Origin of the sequence: Streptomyces sp. Y1, from assembly GCF_041053115.1 — a bacterium.
In the GTDB taxonomy this organism is placed as follows: Bacteria; Actinomycetota; Actinomycetes; order Streptomycetales; family Streptomycetaceae; genus Kitasatospora; species Kitasatospora rubellomurina.
The window spans coordinates 1235369-1256020 of record NZ_CP163445.1; the positions used below are offsets into that span (position 1 = coordinate 1235369).

The window sequence follows — 20652 nt, forward strand, 5'->3', positions numbered from 1 at the left end:
CGCGCGCTACGGCCGCGCGGCCAGGCGCTCGAAGCGCAGCGCCAGCCCGTCGAGCAGCGCCTCCAGGCCGGTCTCGAAGGCGCCCTCGTCCACCCGGCCGCCGTGCCCGGCCAGCCGGTGCGCCTCGCCCAGGTGCGGGTAGTCCGCCGCGTCGTACACCCCGGCGTCGGCGGGGAAGCCGGCCGCGAAGGAGGCGAGCGCCGAGCCGGTGACGAAGTACCGCATCAGCGCGCCGATCCGGGTGGCCTGGCCGCGCGGCCACCCCGCGTCGACCAGGTGGCCGAAGACGGCGTCGGCCAGGCGCAGCGCGTTCGGCCGCCGCCCGGGGCCCTGGGCGAGCACCGGGACGATGTTGGGGTGGGCGGCCAGCGCGGCCCGGTAGGAGCGGGCCCAGTCGCGCAGCGCCTGCGGCCAGGGCGGGCCGTCCGCCCCGAACATCGACAGGTCCACTTCGCCGATGACCGTGTCGACCACCGCGTCCAGGATCTCGTCCTTGGTCGCGAAGTGGTTGTAGAGCGACGGCCCGCTGACCGACAGCTCGGCGGCGAGGCGGCGGGTGGAGAGGGCGTCCAGCCCCTCCTCGTCGATCAGCCGCAGTGCGGCGGCGACGATGCGCTCGCGGTTGAGCAGCGGGGTGCGCGGGCGGGCCATCGGGTCGTCGCCTCCAGTTCGTGCGGCACGTCGGTGCGTGCTCGGGCGGTGTCTGCTCGGGCATTGCGAGCTCGGGCGGGTGCGCGGGCGGTGTCTGCTCGGGCGGTGCGTGCTCGGGCCGCGCCCGCGGGTTCACCCGGTCGGGTGGGAGCGCGCGGGTCGGGGACCGATTCTGGCAGGTGCCCCTTCCCAGCGCGGTCCGGCGGGGCTACAGTCCACCGTAAAACTTGCAACGCTAGTTTAAACGAGGTGGCCCCGCCGTGAACCTGGAGTTGACCGAGGAGCAGAGCGCCGTCCGCGACCTCGCCGCCGCCTTCACCGACCGCGAGATCGTGCCGTACGCCGCGCAGTGGGACCGCGACGAGTCCGTCGACCGCGCGATCGTCGGCAAGCTGGCGAAGCTCGGCTTCCTCGGCCTCACCCTCCCCGAGGAGTACGGCGGCAGCGGCGGCGACCACCTCGCGTACTGCCTGGTCCTGGAGGAGCTGGGGCGCGGCGACTCGGCGGTGCGCGGCATCGTCTCCGTCTCGCTCGGCCTGGTCGGCAAGTCGATCAACGCCTACGGCACCGAGGAGCAGAAGCGGCAGTGGCTGCCCCGGCTCACCTCCGGCGAGGCGCTCGGCTGCTTCGGCCTCACCGAACCCGGCACCGGCTCGGACGCCGCCAACCTCACCACCCGGGCCGTACGCGACGGCGACCACTGGCTGATCACCGGCGCCAAGACCTTCATCACCAACGGCACCTGGGCCGACGTCGCCCTGGTCTTCGCCCGCACCGGCTCCCCCGACGCGCCCGACCAGCGCGGCCACCGCGGCATCACCGCCTTCCTCGTCCCCACCGACCTGCCCGGCTTCACCCGCACCGAGATCCACGGCAAGCTCGGCCTGCGCGGCCAGGCCACCGCCGCGCTCGCCCTCGACGCCGTCCGGGTGCCCGACAGCGCCCGGCTGGGCGAGGTCGGCAAAGGCTTCACGGTGGCGATGGCCGCCCTCGCCAAGGGCCGGATGTCGGTCGCGGCCGGCTGCGTCGGCATCGCCCGCGCCTGCCTGGAGGCCGCCGTGCGCTACGCCGGCGAGCGCGAGCAGTTCGGCAAGCCGATCGCCTCGCACCAGCTCGTCCAGCAGCTGCTGTCCGGCATCGCCGTCGACGTCGAGGCCGCCCGGCTGCTCACCTGGCAGGTCGCCGACCGGATCGACCGCGGCCTGCCGTTCGCCACCGAGTCCTCGATGGCCAAGCTCTTCGCCAGCGAAGCCGCCGTCCGGGCCGCCAACGACGCGCTCCAGGTGTTCGGCGGGTACGGCTTCATCGACGAGTACCCGGTCGGCAAGTACCTGCGCGACGCCCGGGTGATGACCCTGTACGAGGGCACCAGCCAGATCCACCAGCTGCTCATCGGGCGTGCCCTGACCGGCGTCAACGCCTTCTGAACGCCTGCCCCCCTCGACCCCCTCGACACCCCCGATAAGGAGCACGACGTGCGTCCCGTCTACTTCGCCGCAGCCCGCCGCACACCCATCGGCCGGCTGCGCGGAGCGCTCGCCACGGTCCGCCCGGACGACCTCTCGGCCACCGTGCTGCGCGCCCTGCTCGCCGACGTACCCGCCCTCGACCCGGCCCGCATCGACGACGTCTACTGGGGCGCCGCCAACCAGGCAGGCGAGGACAACCGCAACGCGGCCCGGATGGCCGTCCTGCTCGCCGGGCTGCCCGAGACCGTCCCCGGAGCCACCGTCAACCGGCTCTGCGCCTCCGGCCTGGAGGCCGTCACCCTCGCCGCCCGGGCCATCGGCTCCGGCGAGGCCGACGTGGTGCTGGCCGGCGGCTGCGAGTCGATGACCCGTGCCCCGTTCGTCCTGCCCCGGCCCGACGAGGCACTGCCGCACCGGATCGAGACCTACGACACCCGGCTCGGCTGGCGGCTCACCAACCCGCGGATGGCCGAACTGCACGGCGTGCTCAGCATGGGCGAGACCGCCGAGGAGGTGGCGAGCCGGTACGGCATCGACCGCGAGCGGCAGGACGCCTTCGCGCTGCGCAGCCACCAGCGGGCCGCCGCCGCCCGCAAGGACGGGCACTTCGACGCCGAACTCGTGCCGGTCCTGCGGCCGGACGGGGTGACGGTGAGCCAGGACGAGGGCATCCGCGAGGACACCAGCCTGGCGAAGCTCGCCGGGCTCAAGCCCGCCTTCCGGCCGGGCGGCACCGTCACCGCCGGGAACGCCTCGCCGATGAACGACGGCGCCGCCGGACTGGTCCTGGTCAGCGAGGAAGCCCTGCGCGACCTCGGGCTGCGCCCGCTCGGACGGTACGTGGCCGGCGCCTCGGCCGGGGTGCACCCGGACGTGATGGGCATCGGGCCGGTGCCGGCGACGCGGAAGGTGCTGGGGCGGGCCGGCTGGTCGCTCGACGACCTGGACACCGCCGAGCTGAACGAGGCCTTCGCCGCCCAGGCGCTCGCCTCGGCCGACGGCATCGGGTTCAGCCGGGAGCGGGCCGAGGAGGTCGTCAACCCGAGCGGCGGCGCGATCGCCCTCGGCCACCCGCTGGGAGGCTCGGGCGCGCGCATCCTCACCACCCTGCTGCACCGCATGCGGCGCACCGGGGCACGGCGCGGGCTGGCCACCATGTGCGTGGGCGTCGGGCAGGGCACGGCGGTGCTGGTGGAGCACGCCTGACGCCGAGCCCGTCGCGGCGAACAGGTTTCAGCGAACAGATTTCAGCGTTCAACTTTCAGACTTCAACTTTCAGCTTTCAGACTTCAGATTTCAACCGACAGCTGACGGATAACAGATGTTGACATCTGTCATCTGTCACCCGTCAGCCGTCGCCCACCCTTCGAGGAGTTCACGTGACGCGTTTCGCAGGCAAGGTCGCCGTCGTGACCGGCGCGGCCCAGGGGATCGGGGCGGCCACCGCCCGGCGGCTCGCCGAGGAGGGCGCGGCGGTCGCCGTCGTCGACCTCACCGCCGAGCGGGCGGCCGACACGGTCGCCGAGATCACCGCCAAGGGCGGCACCGCCCGCGCCTACGGCTGCGACGTGGCCGACTACGACGCCGTGGCGGAGGTGTTCGCGCAGGTCGTGGCGGACCTCGGCGGGCTGCACATCCTGGTGAACAACGCCGGCATCACCCGGGACAACCTGTTCTTCAAGATGCCGAAGGCCGACTGGGACGCCGTCCTGACGGTCAACCTGACCAGCGCCTACAACTGCAGCCACGTCGCGCAGAAGTACATGGTGGCGCAGAAGTACGGCAAGATCGTCTCGCTCAGCTCGCGCTCCGCGCTCGGCAACCGCGGCCAGGCCAACTACGCGGCCGCCAAGGCCGGCATCCAGGGGCTGACCGCCACCCTGGCGATCGAGCTGGGCCCGTTCAACGTCAACGTCAACGCCGTGGCGCCCGGCTACATCGTCACCGCGATGACGGCCGCCACCGCCGAGCGGGTCGGCAGCAGCGCCGAGGAGCACCAAGCGGAGGTCGCGAACCGCACGCCGCTGCGCCGGGCGGGCCAGCCGGAGGAGATCGCGTCCGTGGTCGCCTTCCTGGCCAGCGAGGACGCCTCCTACGTCAGTGGGCAGACGCTGTACGTCAACGGCGGAGCTCGGTAGGACGTCATTGTCATACTACTGACGTGTCATCACATGGCCGTCCCGGGTGCACGGTTACCTTCACCTGGGACGGCCTTTACCTTTTCGCGTAGCCGAAGATGACCATGCCCATGGTCCGACGACCACACGGAATGACTATGGCATGATCATGCGGCACTCGATGGGATGGCCCAACCGACCCGACCGAACCCGGTCGGGCCCTGCGTCCCAAGGAGTCCCATGGGCAGCCCCGCTACCCTCCGCCGCGCCCTGGCTCTGCTCGCCGTGGGGGCCACCGCCCTGACGGCCGGCACCGTCGCCGTACCCGCCGCGGGTATCGCGACCGCCGCCCCCGCGCACGGCCTCGCGGGCGTCCACGTCCGCCCCGCCTCCGCCGGGCACCACAACGCCGAGGCGCGCGTCGCGCCGCTGAGCACCACCCAGTGCGTCAGCCAGATCGGCATCCACTGCTACTCGCCGCTGCAGTACCGCAACGCCTACAACCTGAACCCCCTCTACAAGGAGGGCGTGACCGGCAAGGGCCGCACGATCGTCATCGTCGACTCCTTCGGCTCGCCGACCATCCAGCACGACCTGGAGGTCTTCGACAAGCAGTGGGGCATCCAGGACACCCAGGTCGAGGTCGTCAAGTGGGGCAACGTCCCCGTCTTCGACCCGAAGAACCCCGACCACACCGGGTGGGCCGGCGAGACCACGCTGGACGTCGAGTACGCCCACGCGATCGCCCCCGACGCGCACATCGTCCTCGTCGAGACCGGCGTCTCCGAGACCGAGGGCACCACCGGCCTGCCCGAGATGATGGACGCCGAGAAGTCCCTCATCAAGGCCGGCCGCGGCGACGTCATCTCGCAGAGCTTCGGCGCCACCGAGAACACCTTCCCGGGCTTCGACAAGGGCGACTTCAAGTCGATCACCGATCTGCGCTACGCCTTCAAGGCCGCCGCCGACCGCAACGTCACCGTGCTCGCCGCCTCCGGCGACAACGGCGCCACCGACGCGCAGCCCAACGGCACCGACCTGTACCCGTACAAGGTCAACTCCTGGCCGTCCTCGGACCCGCTGGTCACCTCCATCGGCGGCACCCAGCTGACCCTGGACGACGCGGGCAAGCGCACCGCCGACGACAAGGTGTGGCACGACAAGTCCGGCGCGGGCGGCGGCGGCGTCTCCGGCGTCTTCTCGCGCCCGTGGTACCAGGCCGGCGTCGCGAACGTCACCGGCGAGCACCGCGGCACGCCCGACATCAGCATGAGCGCGGCCGTCGACGGCGCCGCCTGGACCTACGAGTCCTACGACCCGACCGCGGTCGGCTGGCACCTCACCGGCGGCACCAGCGAGGCCACCCCGCTGTTCTCGGGCATCGTCGCGCTCGCCGACCAGCTCGCCGGCCACCGCCTCGGCCAGATCAACGGGCGCCTGTACGGCCTGAGCATGCTGCCGAGCAAGTGGACCGGCATCGTGGACGTCAAGCAGGGCGACAACGGCTGGAACGGCGTCACCGGCTACAACGCCACCGAGGGCTACGACCTCGCCAGCGGCCTCGGCACCATCGACGGCACCAAGTTCGTCCACGCCATCGCCGGCGACTTCCAGGGCGACGAGGACCAGCAGTAGTCAGCGGCAGCGGTAACAGCTGACAAGTAACAGCGGACAGATAACAGATTTCAACATCTGTTATCTGTTCGCTGTTTTCTGTTACTTGTTACCTTCCAGCTGTCGGCTGTCGGCAGCCGGTCGTCCGCTGCCGACAGCCGGCCGCGGCGCCTCAGGCCTGGTCGGTGGCGGGCGCGGCCACCAGGTGGGCCAGGTGGCGCTCGGCGGCGCGCAGCTTGCGGCCGTCCGGGCCCGGGAGGTGGGCGCGGAGCTCGATGATCTCCGGGGCGATGCGGACGGCCTCGGTCCGGTCGGTGATGGTGCGCCAGCAGGCCTCGGCGTTGGTCGCCGCCTGCTGGGCCTCCGGGCTGTCCGCGCCGCGCGAGCGGAGCATGGTCAGCGCGACCTCGCGGTAGATGACCGCGGCCTCGCTGAGCCGACCGGCCAGGCGGCACACGTGGGCCCGGACCTGGCGCACCTGGAGGACGGGTTCCGAGACGGCGCCGTGCTCGGCGATCGCCTCCAGTTCGAGGGCGAAGGCGAGGTCGGTGGCCGCCGCGTGGTCACCGGCGTCGGCGCTGCGGACGATCCGTCCGATGACCTCCCGGTAGTCGGCGCGGGGCTGACTCGCGGGCGGTTCCTCGGCCGGCGGTTCCTCAGCCGGCGGTTCCTCGGCCGGCGCCTCGGTGACCGGCTCCGCGGTGGGTGCCTCGGTCGCGTCGGACGGCGCGGTCTCCAGCGGGGGTTCGTCCTCGGGCGGGGCATCGGACGGCACCGCATCGGACGGCACCGCGTCGGCCGGAACGCCGTCCGCCGGAACCGTGTCCTGCGGCCCCTCCACAGCCGGCGCCAACTCAGGCTCGTCCTGCGGGAGTTCGACCTGCGGCAGTTCGGCCTGCGGCCGGGGCTTGGCCAGGGTGACCCCGGCGGACGGAGCGGCCGTCGCCGGCTCGCTCTCCGGCGCGGCCTCGGCCGGGACGGCCTTGCGCAGGGACACGCCCGCCGCCTCCTCGACCTCCGCGGCCTGGCCCGCCTTCAGCAGGCTGACCGGCCCGGTCCGGCGGCGCGGGGTGGGCGGCACGCCGGGCTTGACCAGGCTCACCTGCCCGGCGTCGGCGTCGGCCACCGTGGCCGCTGCCGCCTCGGGCTCCGCCGCCGCCGGGGCCGGCACGAAGGACGGCACCGCCACCGGCAGCCCGGCCACCGCGTCCTGCGGCTCCGGCTGACGGGGCAGCAGCGGCGCGACGGGGGGCGCCGCGGCGGCGGGCACGGGCGCCGGCACCGCGTCGGCGGGCGGACCGTCCCCGCGCCGCGCGGTGTTGCGGAACACCGGCCGGTCCTTCGCGTGCGTGGCCAGGATGACGACGTCCGGCCGCAGCACCGAGTACACCTGCTGCCGCAGCTGCTCCGGCGCGAGGACGTCGCCCGCGCCCGGGCGGCCGCCGTGCAGGGCCTCGATCAGGGCGCGGGTGAAGGTGCCGATCTGCTCCGGGTCCGGGCTGACGACGGCCCACAGCGGGATGCCCTCGCTGAGCGGCGAGACGGTGCCCTGCAGGTACGGCCAGGCGTTCTGGTCGGCGCTCAGGTCCGCGATGACCAGGGTCTGCCACTCGGCCGGCCGGTGGCTCAGTTCGGCGGCGATCGCCTGCCAGGGCAGGCCGTCCTGCCTGGCGTCGCGCAGGGTGAGCTGGAGCTGTCCGCCGCGCTTGTCGGCGATCACGTGCCCGCCCAGGTGCACCAGCAGCGGCCCGGGGTGGAGGGCGGCGGCGCGCAGGTGGGCGAGGACGGTCTGCGGGTCGACGGCGCCGGGGAGGTGGACGGCGTCCACCGCGTCGGCGGCGAGCAGCACTTGGGGCGACACCGCGGCGAGCATCGCGGAGAGCACCGGCGCGTGGCCCGCCCCGCCGCGGCCGCCCCAGCTGCGGCGGCCCGAGCCGCCGTACCCGCCCTCGACGACCAGGATGCGCCCGCGCGGTGCCGCTCCGAGCCCGCCCGCGCCCGGTGTCTGGGCGAGCGGAAGAGCCTGGGCGGCGGGCGCCGCCGGCGCGGCGGCGGGCAGGCCGGTGAGCGTCCAGCCGGTGGACGGCGCGGGCGGCACCGGCAGCACCGGCGGCGCGGGCGGGGCCGGCGGCGGCTCGTACAGCGCGGCCGGGCCGGGCGGGTGCTCCTCGGCGGACGGCAGGCGCACGGGCGGCGGCGGTACGGCGTCCCAGGGGCCCGAGTCCGCAGCCGGGTCGGGACCTCCGGAAACAGCTGTCGTCTCCGCCATCTTCTGGTCACCGCCCCGCCCCGCCGCTAGAGCGGCGTCTGATGCCCTTGCCTGCGTGGTGTCTCTCACCACTTCCGTGCGCGCCACCCTACGAGATCCCGGCGGGCCCGATCCAGGCCGGGTCGCCGTTCGGCGCGCCCCCGCTATCGTGCCGTCATGGCCAGTGCCGACGTACCGCTGCTGTTCCTCGACGTCGACGGACCGCTCATCCCCTTCGGCGGGCCGCCGCCCGGCGGTCACCGCACCTACCCGGGCCCGGGTTCGGGACCGGACGGCAACCCGCTGCTCGCCCGGGTCGATCCGGCGCTCGGGCCGCGCCTGCTGGGCCTGCCCTGCACGCTGGTGTGGGCGACGACCTGGCTCGAGGACGCCAACGACTGCCTCTCCCCCCGCCTTAGCCTGCCCCGACTCCCGGTCGTGGACTGGCCGGTGGCGGACGAGGACGGCCCGGAGCACCCCGGCGACCCGCACGGCCTGCACTGGAAGACCCGCCCGCTGCTCGCCCGGGCCGGCGGCCGCCCGTTCGTCTGGGTCGACGACGAGATCACCCCTGCCGACCGCCGCTGGGTCGACGCGCACTCCCCCGCCCGCGCGCTGCTGCACCGCGTCGACCCCCAACGCGGCCTCGGCGAGGCCGACTTCACGGCCATCGAGACCTGGCTGCACGCGGCCTGACCGTCCGGCTATCCCAACGGCACCGCCGGGGAGGCGAGTCGACGGACTCGCCTCCCCGGCGGACGGCCCGCGGCTGCCTCAGGCACCGGCCAGCAGGTCGCGCAGCAGGGCGACCGTGTCGGCGTCCAACTCCCGCCCGGTGCGCCGGGAGAGGGCGTCCAGGCGGTTGACGGCGCGCAGCAGCTGGTCGCGGGCGCCGGCCGAGGCGTAGGCGTAGAACAGGTCCCGGTGCAGGAGTTCGACGTCCGGGGCGACGGCGAGGCCGCGGAAGACGGCGGCCTCGGCGCTGCGGTGGTCGCCGTACTGCAGGCGGCGGGCGGCCAGTTCGTGCGCGGTGTCGACGATCGCCGCGATCATGTCCTGGCGCTCGGCCTCGGCCCAGCCGTACGAGGCGGGCGGGGCCTCGGCGAACGGGGCGCCGCGCACCAGGGCCAGGGCGTGCGCGAGGGCGGCGTCGGCGGTGGCGCTGGTGCTGCGCATGCCGCGCCGGTAGAGGCTGCGGAACTCGTCCCAGTCGCAGGTCACGGCCGGGGTGAAGGAGTAGCCCTCGGCGGTGTCGGTGGGCAGGAAGGCGCGGCCGTCCGGCGAGGCGCCGAACCAGCCCGCCAGGTCGGCGAGTTTGGCCGGCAGCGGGCTGCCGCCGTCGGCCGCCGTGGGGTGCGGGTCGAGGTGGGCCGCGCCGGGGTGCAGGTCGTGGTCGAGGGCGTGCCGGTCGGCGCCGGGGCGCAGCGCGAGGTAGACGGCGAGTTCGGTGAGCCGGGGCAGCGCGCCCGGTTCGACGGCACCTCGGGCGCCGGCCACGTCGACCGGGCCGAGCAGGCGGATCCGGGGCGCGTTGCGGGTGGCGTGCGCCTCCGGGGAGCGGAGGATGGCCAGCAGGTCGTCGCTGTCGCTGCGGCCGGACGTGGTCCGGGCGAGCGGCGCGACGGCGGCGGGGCCGGCACCGGCGTCCGTGGCCGGGGTGTCCGCGGCCGGGGCGGGCTGCGGCGCGACCGGCTGAACGGGCTGGACGGACTGGACGGCGGGGGGCGGCGCCGCCGGGGACGCGTCGGCGTCCTCGGCAACGACGTCGGCCTCGTCGGCCCTCTCGTCGCCCTCGCCACCCTCGCCACCCTCGCCACCCTCCTGCGCGCCCGGCAGCCGCAGGTCGCGGGTGGGGTCGTCGACCCCCGGTGCTTCGTCGTCCGACGGCCCGGACGGGTCGGTGCCCTCGGGTCCGACCACCGCGTGCCGGCCCTGGCCGTTGACGGCGAACCGGGCCGGACCGGGCGGCACCTCGCCCGCGCCGCCCGGGGAGGGCAGCGGAGCAGGCGCGGCGGGCGCGGCAGCGGGCGCGGCGGCGGGCAGGGCCGCCGGACCCGGGGCCGGCGCCGGGGCCACCGGGTCGGTGCCCGCGAACGGGCTGGCGCCGGTGCCGATCACCCGGGCGAGCATCCGCGGCCCGGCGACGGTCCCGCCCGCCGCCGCCGACGCCGACGCCGTCGCCGCGTCCTCCTCGTCCCCGCCGCCCGGGGCGCCGACCGTCGCCAGCACCGGTACGACGGGCGGCAGTTCGGCGGTGTCGGCGTCGTCCTGGTCCGGGTCGAGGCCCGGGCCGTCCAGGGTCCAGGCGGGGGCCGGGTGCTGGGTGGTGTCGTCGGCGGCCTGCAGCAGGGCGGCGACCTGCTCGTACTGCGGGGCGCTGAGCCGCTGGAGTTCGACGGTCAGGTGCAGGCCGGGGATGGCGGCCTGGCCGCTGGTCGGCAGCGTCCAGCGGGCGACCGGGCCGGTGCCGCGTTCGGGGGCGCGGGTGATGACGGCCACGCAGGTGCGCGGGCGGGCGTCGAGGAGCCGGCCGAGCTCGGCGGGCAGGTCGCCGCCGGGCTGGTGGGCGCAGAGCACGATCTCCGGGATCCAGGACTCGTCGGCCTGGCCCCGGCTGCGGGCGTCGCGCGGGCTGGCGGCGTCGGCGGCGACCAGCGTGGCGCGGGCCTTCGCGGTGCGCGGGCCGAGGGCGGCGAGCGCGGCCTCCAGGGTGGCGTGGCGGTGGACGCGCTCGGCGGCCGGGCCGCTGATCGGCACCTCCTCGGCGAGGTCGACCAGGTGCAGGTGGAGCTTGTCGGCGAGCGGGCTGTGGGCGAGCTCGACGGCGAGGGTGCGCAGCACGTCCCGGGCGTCGTCGGGGTGGCCGGAGAGGTGGAGCAGCCGGACGGCCTCGAGGTCGGCGAGGACGACGGAGCCGTCCGGCGCGGTGCCGAGGGTGACCAGCGCCGGGTAGGGCGCGGCGGTCCTGCGGGCCTGGGCGGCGCTCAGCAGGTCGCCGGAGTCCTCGCTGCACCACCAGACGTTGGGGGCGTGCGCGGCCCGGAACGGGGCGATCGGCACGGCCGGGCCGGAGAGGTGCAGTTCGACGGTGTGGCCGGGGGTGATCCGGGCCGCGACGATGGCGGGCAGGCGCTTGCCGCCGCGCACGGTGTTGCGGGCGAGGGTGCGCAGGGCGCGGTCGAGCAGGTCGAGGCCGGTGTCGTCCTGGCGGGCCCGCAGTTCGTTCTCGAAGGCGGCGGCCTCGGCCTCGGGCATGGCGATGCGGTGCCGGGGGCGGCGGGCGCGCAGCTGGGTGCCGCGCTTGTGGGCGACGGTGCCGATCATGATGGCGGCGAGCAGCACGCCGACCGTGGAGGCGGCGAGGGCGACGGTGTAGCTGTCGTCGCCGGGGGCCGGGTCCGCGTGCGCCTGGGCCGGCGCGGGGGTGGGCGCGTGGTCGGGGGCGTGCGACGGCGCCGAACCGGCCGGGGCCTGGGTCGCGGGAGGCTGCGGCGTCGGGGTCTGGGCGGCCGGCGGCTGGGTCGCGGGAGGCTGGGTCGCGGGAGGCTGCGGCGTCGGGGTCTGGGCGGCCGGCGGCTGCGCGGGCGCCGGGGCGGGCGCGGGGTTCGAGGCGGCGGCCCCCGGCACCGCGAGGACCATCCCGGGCACCACCACGTCCGGGTCGGTCAGCCGCTCCCCGTCCGGGGCCTGCACCCCCTTGTTGGCGTCGAACAGCTTCGGCCAGGCCTCCGGGTCCCCCAACTCCCGCTGGGCGATGGCGGACAGGCTGTCGCCCTCCTGGACGGTCACGGTGGCGTGGCCCCCCGCCCCCGCCGCCCCCGGTTCCGTGCCGGCCTGCGGGGCCCGGTCCGACCCGGCCGGCGCCGGGTTCGCGGGCTGCGCCCCCGGGTCGGTGGCAGGGGCGGGCGCGGGCGCGGGTGCCTTCGCCGCGTCCGGCTTGGCGTCGGCGGGCATCAGCAGGTCCCAGCCGGGCTGGATCGGCCGCTCGGCGTCGAAGCGGGTGCCCGAACCGTCCATCACCCGGCCGTCGTTGAGCTTGGCGATCTCCACCCACCGTTCGCCCGAGCCGAGTTGGCGCTCCGCGATCGACCACAGGCTGTCGGCGGGCCGGCTGTCGCGCACCGTGTAGGTGGGCTGCTGTTCGGCGGCGGGCGCCAGGGCGGGCGCGGACTGCGCGGCGGGCAGCGCGGCCCGCTGTACGCCGGGGGTCAACTGGGCGGGGGCGGTGGCGGCGTGGGCGGCCTGGGGGGCGGCGGCGAAGGCCGAGCCGGCCACCGGGAGCAGCGCGAGGACGGAGCCGACCAGGCCGGCCGCGAGGCGCTGGCTCCAGCCGAAGGCCGGGATCCGCCGGGCGATCCGGCCGCGCAGCTGGGCCGGGACCTCCAGCAGGACGGAGAGCGCGAAGCAGGCCCAGGCGAGCCAGCCGACGACCACCAGCAGCCACAGGAACAGCCGTCCGTCGTCCGCGCCGGTGAGCGCCTGGCCGACGCCGTCCGGCGCGACGTCGCCCATCGCGGCGACCGCCCGGGTGCCGTAGAGCAACAGGGCGGGCAGGCCGAGCAGCAGGGCGAGCAGGGCGGCCAGCGCGCCGAGCGCGGCGAGCACCCCGGTGCCGCGGCCGGGCGGGCGCCCGGGGCCGGGCCGGGTCCGTCCCGGGCCGCCGAGTGCCGGTGCCCGCCCGGCACGTGTCCGGCGGCGGCTCGCGGTTCGGCCCCTCACCGGGCCGGCCTGGGCGGTTCGGGCCTGGTCCTCAGCACGTGGCGCGGCCATCAGTTGGTCTCCGCTTTCTCGACTCCGTGGACGAGGGTCGCACTGCCCTTGCCCGTAACCTTCCGCTTCCCGAGGCCGCCCAGCAGGACCGGCGTGAAGTCGGCCCGCACGGTGACGGTGACGACCCTGCCGTCGTCGGAGAAGTCGATCTCGTCGGCCCGCAGGCCGTACATCGCGAGGTAGGCGTCGGCGGCCTCGCGGACGTACTCCTGCTGGACCTTGATGCCCTGGCCCTGCAACACGGCGGCCTGGTCGAGCTGTTGGCCGCCGACCCGGGCGGCCTCCTGGGCGTAGGCGTCGGTCCGCTCGGCGACCCGCAGCCGGCCGCCGACGTCGACCACCAGGGCGATGACGAGCACCAGGGCGCCCGCGCAGATCGCCACGAACACGGCGACCGTGCCCCGGTCGGACCGACGCCGCCACGCCCCGGCCCGACGTGGACCGGTCCGCCACGCACCGGCCCGCCACGGACCGACCCGCCGTACGGCACCGACCTGCCGTGCGGCGCCGCGCCGTGAAGCACCGCGCCGCGTACCGGCCCGCCATGCGGCGATCCGCATGCTCATCCCCCCTCCCGATTCCGCACGCCGTCCTCCCCTCCGGCCCCCGCCGGGCGCCGCTCGGTTCCGTCGTGTCATCCCCCGGGCGCTCTCCGCTTGCGCATCCCCCGCCCGGGCCGTCCCCAATCCCCCGCCGTGCCCGCCCGCCGCATCCGGCCGTCCGTACGCGTCCCCGCCGGGCCGGCGGCCCGCCGTCAGGTGCCCCGGTAGCGGTCCACCACCGAGGTGAACTCGCCGACGAGGTGCTTCGTCACGGGCAGTCCGGACGGCCCGCCGATCAGGCCGGCCAGTTCGACGTCGCACTCGACGACGACCTTCACCGCGGTGACGGCCCCGCCGGGCAGGTCCAACGGAGCGGTGGAGACCCGGACGTGGCTGTCCCGGCAGACCACGCCCTGCTGGCTGAGCGTGTCCCGGGCGGTCCGCTCGGCGGGCTCGGTCATCCCGTCGACGCTGCGCTGCAGCGAGGCCGTCCGGGCGGCGGCGCGGGCGGCCGCCTCGACGGTGCCGGCGGCGGTCTGCACCCGGCCGGCGGCGACCGCCAGCAGCACCAGGGCGACCACGGCCGGCGCGATGATCGCCGCCTCGATCGCCATCCCGCCCCGGTCCCGCCGCCGTGGACGCGGCCACGACCGCAGCCGCAGCGGCAGCCGGGGCCGGGGCCGCCGTCCGCTCACCCCGTCACCGCCGGCGGCACGAACCGCTCGCGCGGCGCCTGCGCGAACTGCCGGATGGTGGGGCCCTTGAGCCCGGGGATCAGCATCGGCGGGCTCAGCTCGACGGTGACCCGGATGGTGTCCGCCGTGCTGCCGTCGGTGCGCACCCGGTAGCCCTGCACGCCCGTCCGGTCGAGGAAGCCCTGCGCCTGCCGCAGGGCCGCCCGGTCCTTCACCTCGTCCGTCGCGTTGCCCTGCACCCGCCCGGCGTCCACGCCCTCGCGGGCGGCGGTGAGCGCGACCTGCCGGTCGTACCACCACAGCGAGGCCTGGACGACGAGCAGCACGAGCAGCAGGACGACCGGGAAGACGAAGGCCAGGCTCAGGCTCATCGACCCCCGGTCGCCCCGGCGGCGGCGGGTGCGGCGCGTCACGGGGTGGCGCCGCCCGCGCCACCGCCGCCGCCCGGCATGTTCGGGTCCTGCTCGACCTTCTTGACCACCTTGTCCTTCAGGAGGTACAGCGCCGTCGCGACGGCTCCGGCGACGGCCACCAACGCGATGATGGCGAGGGCGAGTTCGATGCTGATCGCGCCGCGGTCGCCGCGCGCCCGGGCGGCCCGCAGCCGCCCGAGCCGGAAGGTGAACAGCAGCGCCGCGAACTGCACCGGCAGCAGCGCGGGCCGCAGGACGGGCCACAGCAGGCGGCCGGCCCGGCGGGCGAGTCGTACGGTCATCGGGGTCTCCCGGGGGTGTGGTGTGGTGAGGAGTTGCGGCCGCTCGGCCTCAGTTGAGGATCTGGTGGATCGCGGGGAAGACGATCAGGACGGTCATCAGCAGGGTCAGGGCGGCCCCGGGCGCGACCATCCGCTCGCTGTCGGCGTTGGCGCGGGCCAGGTCCTCGGCGAGGAGTTCGCCGCGCAGGCCCTTGGCGCGGGCCCGCAGGGTGTCGTACACGGCGGCGCCGTCGTTGCCGGACAGCCGCATGATGTCGGCCGTGTCCTGCAGCGGGGCGAGCCCCAACTCCTCGGCGAGCGCGTCGAGTCCGGCCCAGGGCGGGAGGCGGTCGGTGGCGGCGCGCTCCAGCGCGTCGCGGATCCGCCGGAACACCGCGCCCTGCCCGACCGAGGCCGCACGGCGCAGCGCCTCGGCCGGCCCGCAGTCGGCGGCCCGTTCCATGGCGACGAGTTCGAGGTAGGCGGCGATGCCGTGCAGGTACTCGGTGCGCGCCTCCTTGGCCTCGCCGCGCACGATGGCGTCCGGGACGAACCAGAGCAGGCCGGCCAGCAGCGGCCCGGCGACCAGCGGCAGCGTGAACGGCAGGCCGAGGCCCATCAGCGCGGCCATCGCGCCGAGGTAGGCGGGCAGCACCAGGCCGATCACGGCGAACAGCAGCTTGTGCACCATGAAGCGGGCCGGGCTGCGGCCGATCAGGGCGAGTTCGCGGCGCGGGACGGACACCCCGCGCACCTGCAGGGTGCGCGCGCCGATCCGGTCGTACCAGCCCGGACGCTCGTCCGGGTCCTCGGGGCCGTCCGCGGGGGCGCGGTGCAGCCGGTCCAGCGCCTGGTGCAGGTCCGGTGGCGCGGGCCGCAGTTCGGCGATCAGCAGGGCGAGGCCGCCGGCCGCGGCGGCGCCGGCCAGCACGGACCAGGGGGAGATCACCGGGCCTCCAGGGGCGGTTCGGCGGGCTCCGGGCTGCTCGCGCCCGGCCGGCGCGCGCCCTTGCTGCGCCGGTCGGGCGCGAGCAGCCGGGGCACCGGCGGGTGGGAGGCCAGGGCCCGCATCCAGGCGATGACGGCGACGAACAGCGCGGCGACGACGGCGAGCACCACCTGGCCGAGGAAGGTCCCGTACGGGCGGGTGTACTCGGTGTTGAACGAGCCGACCGCGACGACCAGCACGATGATGCCGACCAGCCAGCGGATGGTGGTGCGGTGCTTGGCCCGGTCGGCCTCGATGGCGCGGCGCTGGCGGACCTCCTCGCGCACCGAGTCGGCCATGTCGGCGAGGGTGCGGGCCAGGCCCGGGCCGCTGTCGCCGGCCCGCAGGACGAGGGCGGCGAGCACCTTGTCGGCGGTGGCGTCGGCCAGGCTGTCGGCGAAGGAGCGCAGGGCCTCCTCGGGGCGCCAGCGGGCCTGCAGGCGGGCGGCGAGTTCGCCGATCTCGGCCTCCAGGGCGGCGGGGGCGGTGCGGCGGCTGGTGACGATGGCCTGGTTGAGTCCGACGCCGAGCAGCAGCACGTCGGCGATGCGCTGGGTCCACTCGGACAGTGCCTCCAGCCGCTCGATCCGGTGGGTGTCGGGGCGGGTGGTGTCGAACAGCCAGGGCAGGCCGAAGACGGCCAGCGGCACCAGCAGCGCGGTCAGCGGGATGCCGGTGAACAGCCAGGCCAGCGGGGCGCCGAGGAGCGCGAGCGGCAGTTGGACGCGGCGCAGCCGGACCATCCGCAGCGAGGCGGTGCCGGGGGCGCCGTACCAGAACACGTGGATGCGGCCGGCCAGCGGGTTCTCCCCGGCGTCGTCGCCGTCCGCGCCGTCCGCGCCCGCCGGTTCGGAGCCGCGGGCCCAGGCGGCGAGGGCGACCAGGCCGGCCGCGACCGCGAGCCCGCACAGGGCGTACAGCAGCATCACCGGGCGCCACCGCCGATCCGCAGCTGCAGCGGGGCGGCCCAACTCCCGTACCGGGAGCCGAGCAGGGCGGCGTCGAAGCCGGCCCGGCGCAGGTCGTCCAGGCACTGCGGCGGGGTGTGCGGGACGGCTCTGGGCTCGCCGAGTTCGGGCCGGGGGCCGAAGACGGTGTTGAGCGCGGGCCGGCCGCTCTCGCCGAGGCCGGCGACCTCCAGGACGTGGGAGACGAAGCGGTGCCGGCGGCCGCCGACGGCGGTCTCGTCGACCATGGCGACGTGCACGATGAGGTCCAGGGCGTTGGCGGTCAGCCGGTAGGCGAGCGCGTCGGACATGTGCGAGCCGTACTCCAGGCAGAGTTCGGCGATGCGGTCGACGACCATGTGCGGGCCGCGGGCGTGCAGGGTGCACATCGAGCCGCCCTCGCCGTTGGTCATCACGCGCAGCATCGGGACGACCTCGCCGGAGCGGACCTCGCCGACGATGATCCGGGAGAGGGTCATGCGCAGCGCGGCGGGGATGAGGTCTCCGATCGTCAACTCGCCCGCCGGGCGGCCCTCGACGCGTTCGCCGTTGCCCTCGCGGGCCTCCATCGGGACGACCTGGCGCAGGTGGCCGAGGGTGTGCAGCCAGAGCTCGAACTCCGACTCCAGGGTGCCGATCCGCTCGTCCGGCGGGATCTCGGCGGCCATCGCGCGCAGCAGGCTGGTCTTGCCGACGCCCTGGGTGCCGGTGATCATCACGTTCTTCCGGGCCCGGATCGCCGCGGCCAGGAAGGCGGCCAGGGTGGCGTCCAGGGTGCCGAGTTCGACCATCTCGGGCAGCGTCGCGGAGGCCACCCGGTGGCGCCGGATCGCCACGTACGGGCGGGGCGTCACCTCGGTGAGCGCCTGCAGGCGCATGCCGCCCTCCAGGCGCAGCGCGAGGGTCGGGCTGGCGGTGGACAGGCCGCGCTCGCCGCCGCCGTGCTGGCGGGCCAGGTCCTGGAGGAGTTCGACGAGTTCGGCGTCGCTGTCGGCCACCGGCGGGACCTGGCGCAGGGGTTGGTGCACCTTGGAGACCCAGACGTCGTCGCAGCCGTTGACCAGGATGTTCTCGATCTCCGGGTCGTCCAGGTAGGGCTGGAGCCGGCCGGCCCGGAAGAGCAGGTCGAAGACGGCCTCGGCGAGGGCGCGGTCCTGCTCGCGGGTGGGCGGGATGCCGTGGGTCTGGGCGTAGGCGTCGGACCAGCGGGCGACGGCCTCCTCGATCAGCGCCCGGCCGCGCTGGCGGCGGGTGGCCCGGTCCGGCTCGGAGCCGGAGGCGGCGGTCAACCGGCTGATCTGCTGGTGCAGTTCGGCCGCGACCTGGCGCTTCAGCTCGCGCGCGACCTGCGGGTCGACGGCCGGCCGGGTGGCGGCGCCGCGCAGGTCGAGCGAGGGCAGCTGGGAGGGGACGGCGGTGGGCCCGGCCGCCGGGCCGCCGCCCTGCTGCGGGGCGGCGGGCTGCGGGGCGGCGGGCTGCGGGGCGGCGGGCTGCGGCGCCACCGGGCCTGGGCGGTAGGGCTGTTGGGGCTGTTGGGGCTGTTGGGGACTCTGCGGCTGCTGGACGCCCTGCGGCTGCTGGGCGTGCTGCGGCTGCTGGGCGTGCTGGGGCGGGGCCCAGGGCAGGGCGGCCGGGTCGGCCGCCGGGTGCTGGTGCAGGGGGCTACCGCGCACGGAGCACCTCCCCGGGGTTGTACGGGTACCGGCCGTCCACCAGATTCTGACGATCCGTCACGTCCGGCTGTTGGGGCGAGTACTGGTCGGACTGGTCGGCCTGGTCGGCGCGGCCGGACGGCCGCCACTCGGCCCCGGCCTGCTGCGGCTGCACGTGCGCGGGGAACGGCGCCGGCGCGGCCGGCTGCGGCGCCAGCCCGGCGAGCGGCGCCACCGGCCCGGTGGTGATCACCGGCGGCGTGGTCTGCGGCGGGGCGTAGGAGGGTTGCTCCGCCGGGCCGGCGGGGCCGTACGGGTCCGGCGCGCCGTACGGGAGCGTGCCGGTGTACGGGAGCGTGCCGCCGTACGGGGCCGCCGGGCCGGGGGTCGGCACGGACGGCGGGACCGGCCCGGGCACCTGTGCCGGCGCCGGCGCCGGCGGGACAGGAGCGCCCGGGACAGCAGCCGCCGGGACCGCGGCCGGCGGGGCCTGCCCGGCCTGGACCGCGGCCGCCCCCGCCGCGGGCAGCGGCACCGCGCCCGGCGCGAGCCGCTGCCGCCGGCGCCGGACCAGCAGCTGCACCTGGTCCGCCGCCGAGCGCGCGGTGCGCATCAGCTCCGAGCGGACGAACCGCCGGTCGGTGGTGTCACCGCCGTCCGAGAGGACCCGGGCGGTGCGGGCGGCGTGCGGCAGCAGCCCGAGCACCGGCAGCCCGAGCTCCCGGGACACCTCCGCCGCCGGGTACGGCCCTTCGCCGACCGGCAGCAGGGCGAGCGCGTCCGCCCCGGTGCCGCCGGAGGCGAGGTCCTCGGCGAGCGCGGCGAGCCGGGGGCGGGCCGCGCTGAGCCCGCGCAGCGTGGTGCGCACCACGGCCGCGACCACGTCCGCCCGGCGGGCGAGCACGGCGCTGGGGCCGGTGGCGCCGGAGCGGCCGAGGTCGACGATGACGTCGTAGCCCTGCGGTTCGAGGCCGTGCAGCAGTTCGGCGAGCGGTTCCCAGGTGTAGGCGAGGCCGGGGGCCTGGGCGGGGTCGGTCAGGCCGGGCAGCAGCAGCCGGTCGGCGTCGCCCTCGGGCGAGAGGTCGATCAGCTGTTCCCAGATGGTCTGGGCGAGCAGGCCGCGCCGGTCGGCGACGGCGAGGTTGCGCAGCCCGTACACGGCCTCGACCCGGCCTTCCAGGGCGCCGGCGAGCACGGCGCCGCCGTCCGGGTCGGCCTCGACCAGGAGGACGCGCCGGCCGGGCTGGAGGGGCCAGGCGAGCAGCAGGGCCAGGGCGGTCGTGGTGGCGCCGGGGGCGCCGGGGCCGCCGACCACCGCGATCACCGCCATCAGGCGCCGCCCGTCCCGGCCGGGGGCGCGCTGCCGGTGCCGGCGGGCGCGGCGCCGGCGGTGGGCGCCCCGGACGGTGCTCCGGCCGATGCCCCGGTGGGCGCGCCGGACGGCGCTGCGGACGGTGCCCCGGTGGGCGCGCCGGACGCCGCCGGGGCACCCGCGCCGGGGGCGCCCGCCGCCGCGCGCGGGGCGAGCAGCACCTGGATCCGTCCGCTCTGCACCCACTGGGCGAGCCGGGGCCCGTCCGCCGCGCCGACCGCCACGTCGACGACCTGGCTGCCGTCGGTGTCCACCCGGCCCACGGTGATGACGGTCGCGGGCAGCGAGTCGGCCCGGCCGTTGTCGGGGGTGGAGACGACGACGATCTGCATCCCGGCCTGGAGGCGGCCGGCGGGCAGCTGGGTGCGCTTGGCGGACACCCCGACCACGATCTGGCCGGGCTGCACGGTGAGCGCCTGGGCGACGTCGGCGCCGGTGAGCATGGCGCCGCGCTTGAGGTCGGTGGCCGCCCGCAGGCCGATCACCCGGCCGCGGTCCTGGGCGGACAGCGGCTTGAGCGCCGGGTCGCCGGCGATCCGGGCGGTCACCAGGTCGTCCTCGGTGATCACCTGCCCCCAGGGGACGTCCCGGGCGAGCGCCAGCACCGCGACCCGCTGTCCGGTGCTGTTGTAGAGCGCCGCGCCGCCGAGGCCGCCGGCGGCGATCAGCGCGACGGCCATCGCGAGCACCGCCGGGCGGCGGCGCCGGGCGCCCATGGCCCGGCCGGGGGTGTGCGGCGCGGCCCGTCCGCGGCGCCTGCCGTCGCCGTCGCCCGGCTGGTCCGGGGCGGCCGCGGACACCGCGGTGCCCGCGGGTGCGCCGGCCCCCGGCGTCGGATACGTACGGTTGTCCACCGGGTTCCGCCCTTCCCTCGTCCCTCGTCGTCCTCGTCG

The 20652-nt window shown here is 76.4% G+C and carries 17 protein-coding genes; 5 read left to right on the forward strand and 12 right to left on the reverse strand.

All coding sequences use genetic code 11. The features are described 5' to 3' along the window. Positions 1-6 precede the first annotated feature (6 nt). Positions 7-651 carry a TetR/AcrR family transcriptional regulator C-terminal domain-containing protein gene (locus AB2U05_RS05180; protein ID WP_369182536.1) on the reverse strand — a complete coding sequence of 215 codons (645 nt, stop codon included), beginning with the start codon at positions 649-651 and terminating at the stop codon, positions 7-9. A gap of 260 nt (positions 652-911) precedes the next feature. On the opposite strand from AB2U05_RS05180, the gene AB2U05_RS05185 reads away from it, so the two are divergent. The 4 genes from AB2U05_RS05185 (at position 912) to AB2U05_RS05200 (ending at position 5872) form a co-directional block, all read left to right on the forward strand. Then, the gene (locus AB2U05_RS05185) at positions 912-2078 is read left to right on the forward strand and encodes an acyl-CoA dehydrogenase family protein (protein ID WP_369182537.1); all 1167 of its coding nucleotides are present in this window, start codon (positions 912-914) and stop codon (positions 2076-2078) included. 48 nt (positions 2079-2126) lie between these two features. Beyond that, the gene (locus AB2U05_RS05190; protein WP_369182538.1) at positions 2127-3326 is read left to right on the forward strand and encodes an acetyl-CoA C-acyltransferase; all 1200 of its coding nucleotides are present in this window, start codon (positions 2127-2129) and stop codon (positions 3324-3326) included. 173 nt (positions 3327-3499) lie between these two features. Beyond that, positions 3500-4258, forward strand: coding sequence for a 3-oxoacyl-ACP reductase FabG (fabG, locus tag AB2U05_RS05195; protein WP_045701203.1), 759 nt, complete (start codon positions 3500-3502; stop codon positions 4256-4258). A gap of 219 nt (positions 4259-4477) precedes the next feature. Further along, entirely contained in the window at positions 4478-5872 is a 1395-nt protein-coding gene (locus AB2U05_RS05200) for a S8 family serine peptidase (RefSeq protein ID WP_369182539.1), read from the forward strand. Between the two features lie 151 nt (positions 5873-6023). On the opposite strand, the gene AB2U05_RS05205 is transcribed toward AB2U05_RS05200, so the two are convergent. Continuing rightward, complete coding sequence (locus AB2U05_RS05205; protein ID WP_369182540.1) at positions 6024-8039, reverse strand: hypothetical protein; 2016 nt, start codon at positions 8037-8039, stop codon at positions 6024-6026. A gap of 237 nt (positions 8040-8276) precedes the next feature. Between AB2U05_RS05205 and AB2U05_RS05210 the strand changes: the two genes are divergently transcribed. Beyond that, entirely contained in the window at positions 8277-8795 is a 519-nt protein-coding gene (locus AB2U05_RS05210; RefSeq protein ID WP_369182541.1) for an HAD domain-containing protein, read from the forward strand. Between the two features lie 78 nt (positions 8796-8873). Here the strand turns inward: AB2U05_RS05210 and AB2U05_RS05215 are convergent, their stop codons facing one another. The 10 genes from AB2U05_RS05215 to AB2U05_RS05260 form a co-directional block, all read right to left on the reverse strand. Beyond that, positions 8874-12704, reverse strand: a complete 3831-nt coding sequence (locus AB2U05_RS05215; protein WP_369182542.1) for a BTAD domain-containing putative transcriptional regulator — start codon at positions 12702-12704, stop codon at positions 8874-8876. A gap of 164 nt (positions 12705-12868) precedes the next feature. Beyond that, positions 12869-13252, reverse strand: coding sequence for a hypothetical protein (locus AB2U05_RS05220; protein WP_157882225.1), 384 nt, complete (start codon positions 13250-13252; stop codon positions 12869-12871). A gap of 371 nt (positions 13253-13623) precedes the next feature. Further along, on the reverse strand, positions 13624-14025 hold the full coding sequence (locus AB2U05_RS05225; RefSeq protein WP_045701213.1) for a TadE/TadG family type IV pilus assembly protein: 402 nt from the start codon (positions 14023-14025) through the stop codon (positions 13624-13626). 77 nt (positions 14026-14102) lie between these two features. Then, a complete protein-coding gene (locus AB2U05_RS05230) occupies positions 14103-14519 on the reverse strand; it encodes a TadE/TadG family type IV pilus assembly protein (RefSeq protein WP_244178957.1) in 417 nt (138 codons plus the stop codon). After that, positions 14516-14821 (reverse strand): hypothetical protein, encoded by a 306-nt coding sequence (locus AB2U05_RS05235; RefSeq protein ID WP_045701215.1) that lies wholly within the window; start codon positions 14819-14821, stop codon positions 14516-14518. Before AB2U05_RS05235 ends, AB2U05_RS05230 begins: the two co-directional genes overlap by 4 nt. A 49-nt stretch (positions 14822-14870) precedes the next feature. Continuing rightward, entirely contained in the window at positions 14871-15749 is an 879-nt protein-coding gene (locus tag AB2U05_RS05240) for a hypothetical protein (protein WP_045701217.1), read from the reverse strand. After that, positions 15746-16714: a type II secretion system F family protein gene (locus AB2U05_RS05245; RefSeq protein ID WP_045709583.1), complete on the reverse strand. Its 969-nt coding sequence runs from the start codon at positions 16712-16714 to the stop codon at positions 15746-15748. The genes AB2U05_RS05240 and AB2U05_RS05245 overlap by 4 nt, the downstream gene beginning before the upstream one ends. After that, positions 16714-18408, reverse strand: coding sequence for a CpaF family protein (locus tag AB2U05_RS05250; RefSeq protein ID WP_369182543.1), 1695 nt, complete (start codon positions 18406-18408; stop codon positions 16714-16716). Before AB2U05_RS05250 ends, AB2U05_RS05245 begins: the two co-directional genes overlap by 1 nt. Beyond that, the gene (locus AB2U05_RS05255; protein WP_369182544.1) at positions 18398-19717 is read right to left on the reverse strand and encodes a hypothetical protein; all 1320 of its coding nucleotides are present in this window, start codon (positions 19715-19717) and stop codon (positions 18398-18400) included. The genes AB2U05_RS05250 and AB2U05_RS05255 overlap by 11 nt, the downstream gene beginning before the upstream one ends. Continuing rightward, a complete protein-coding gene (locus AB2U05_RS05260; RefSeq protein WP_369182545.1) occupies positions 19717-20613 on the reverse strand; it encodes an SAF domain-containing protein in 897 nt (298 codons plus the stop codon). The genes AB2U05_RS05255 and AB2U05_RS05260 overlap by 1 nt, the downstream gene beginning before the upstream one ends. Positions 20614-20652: the final 39 nt, after the last annotated feature.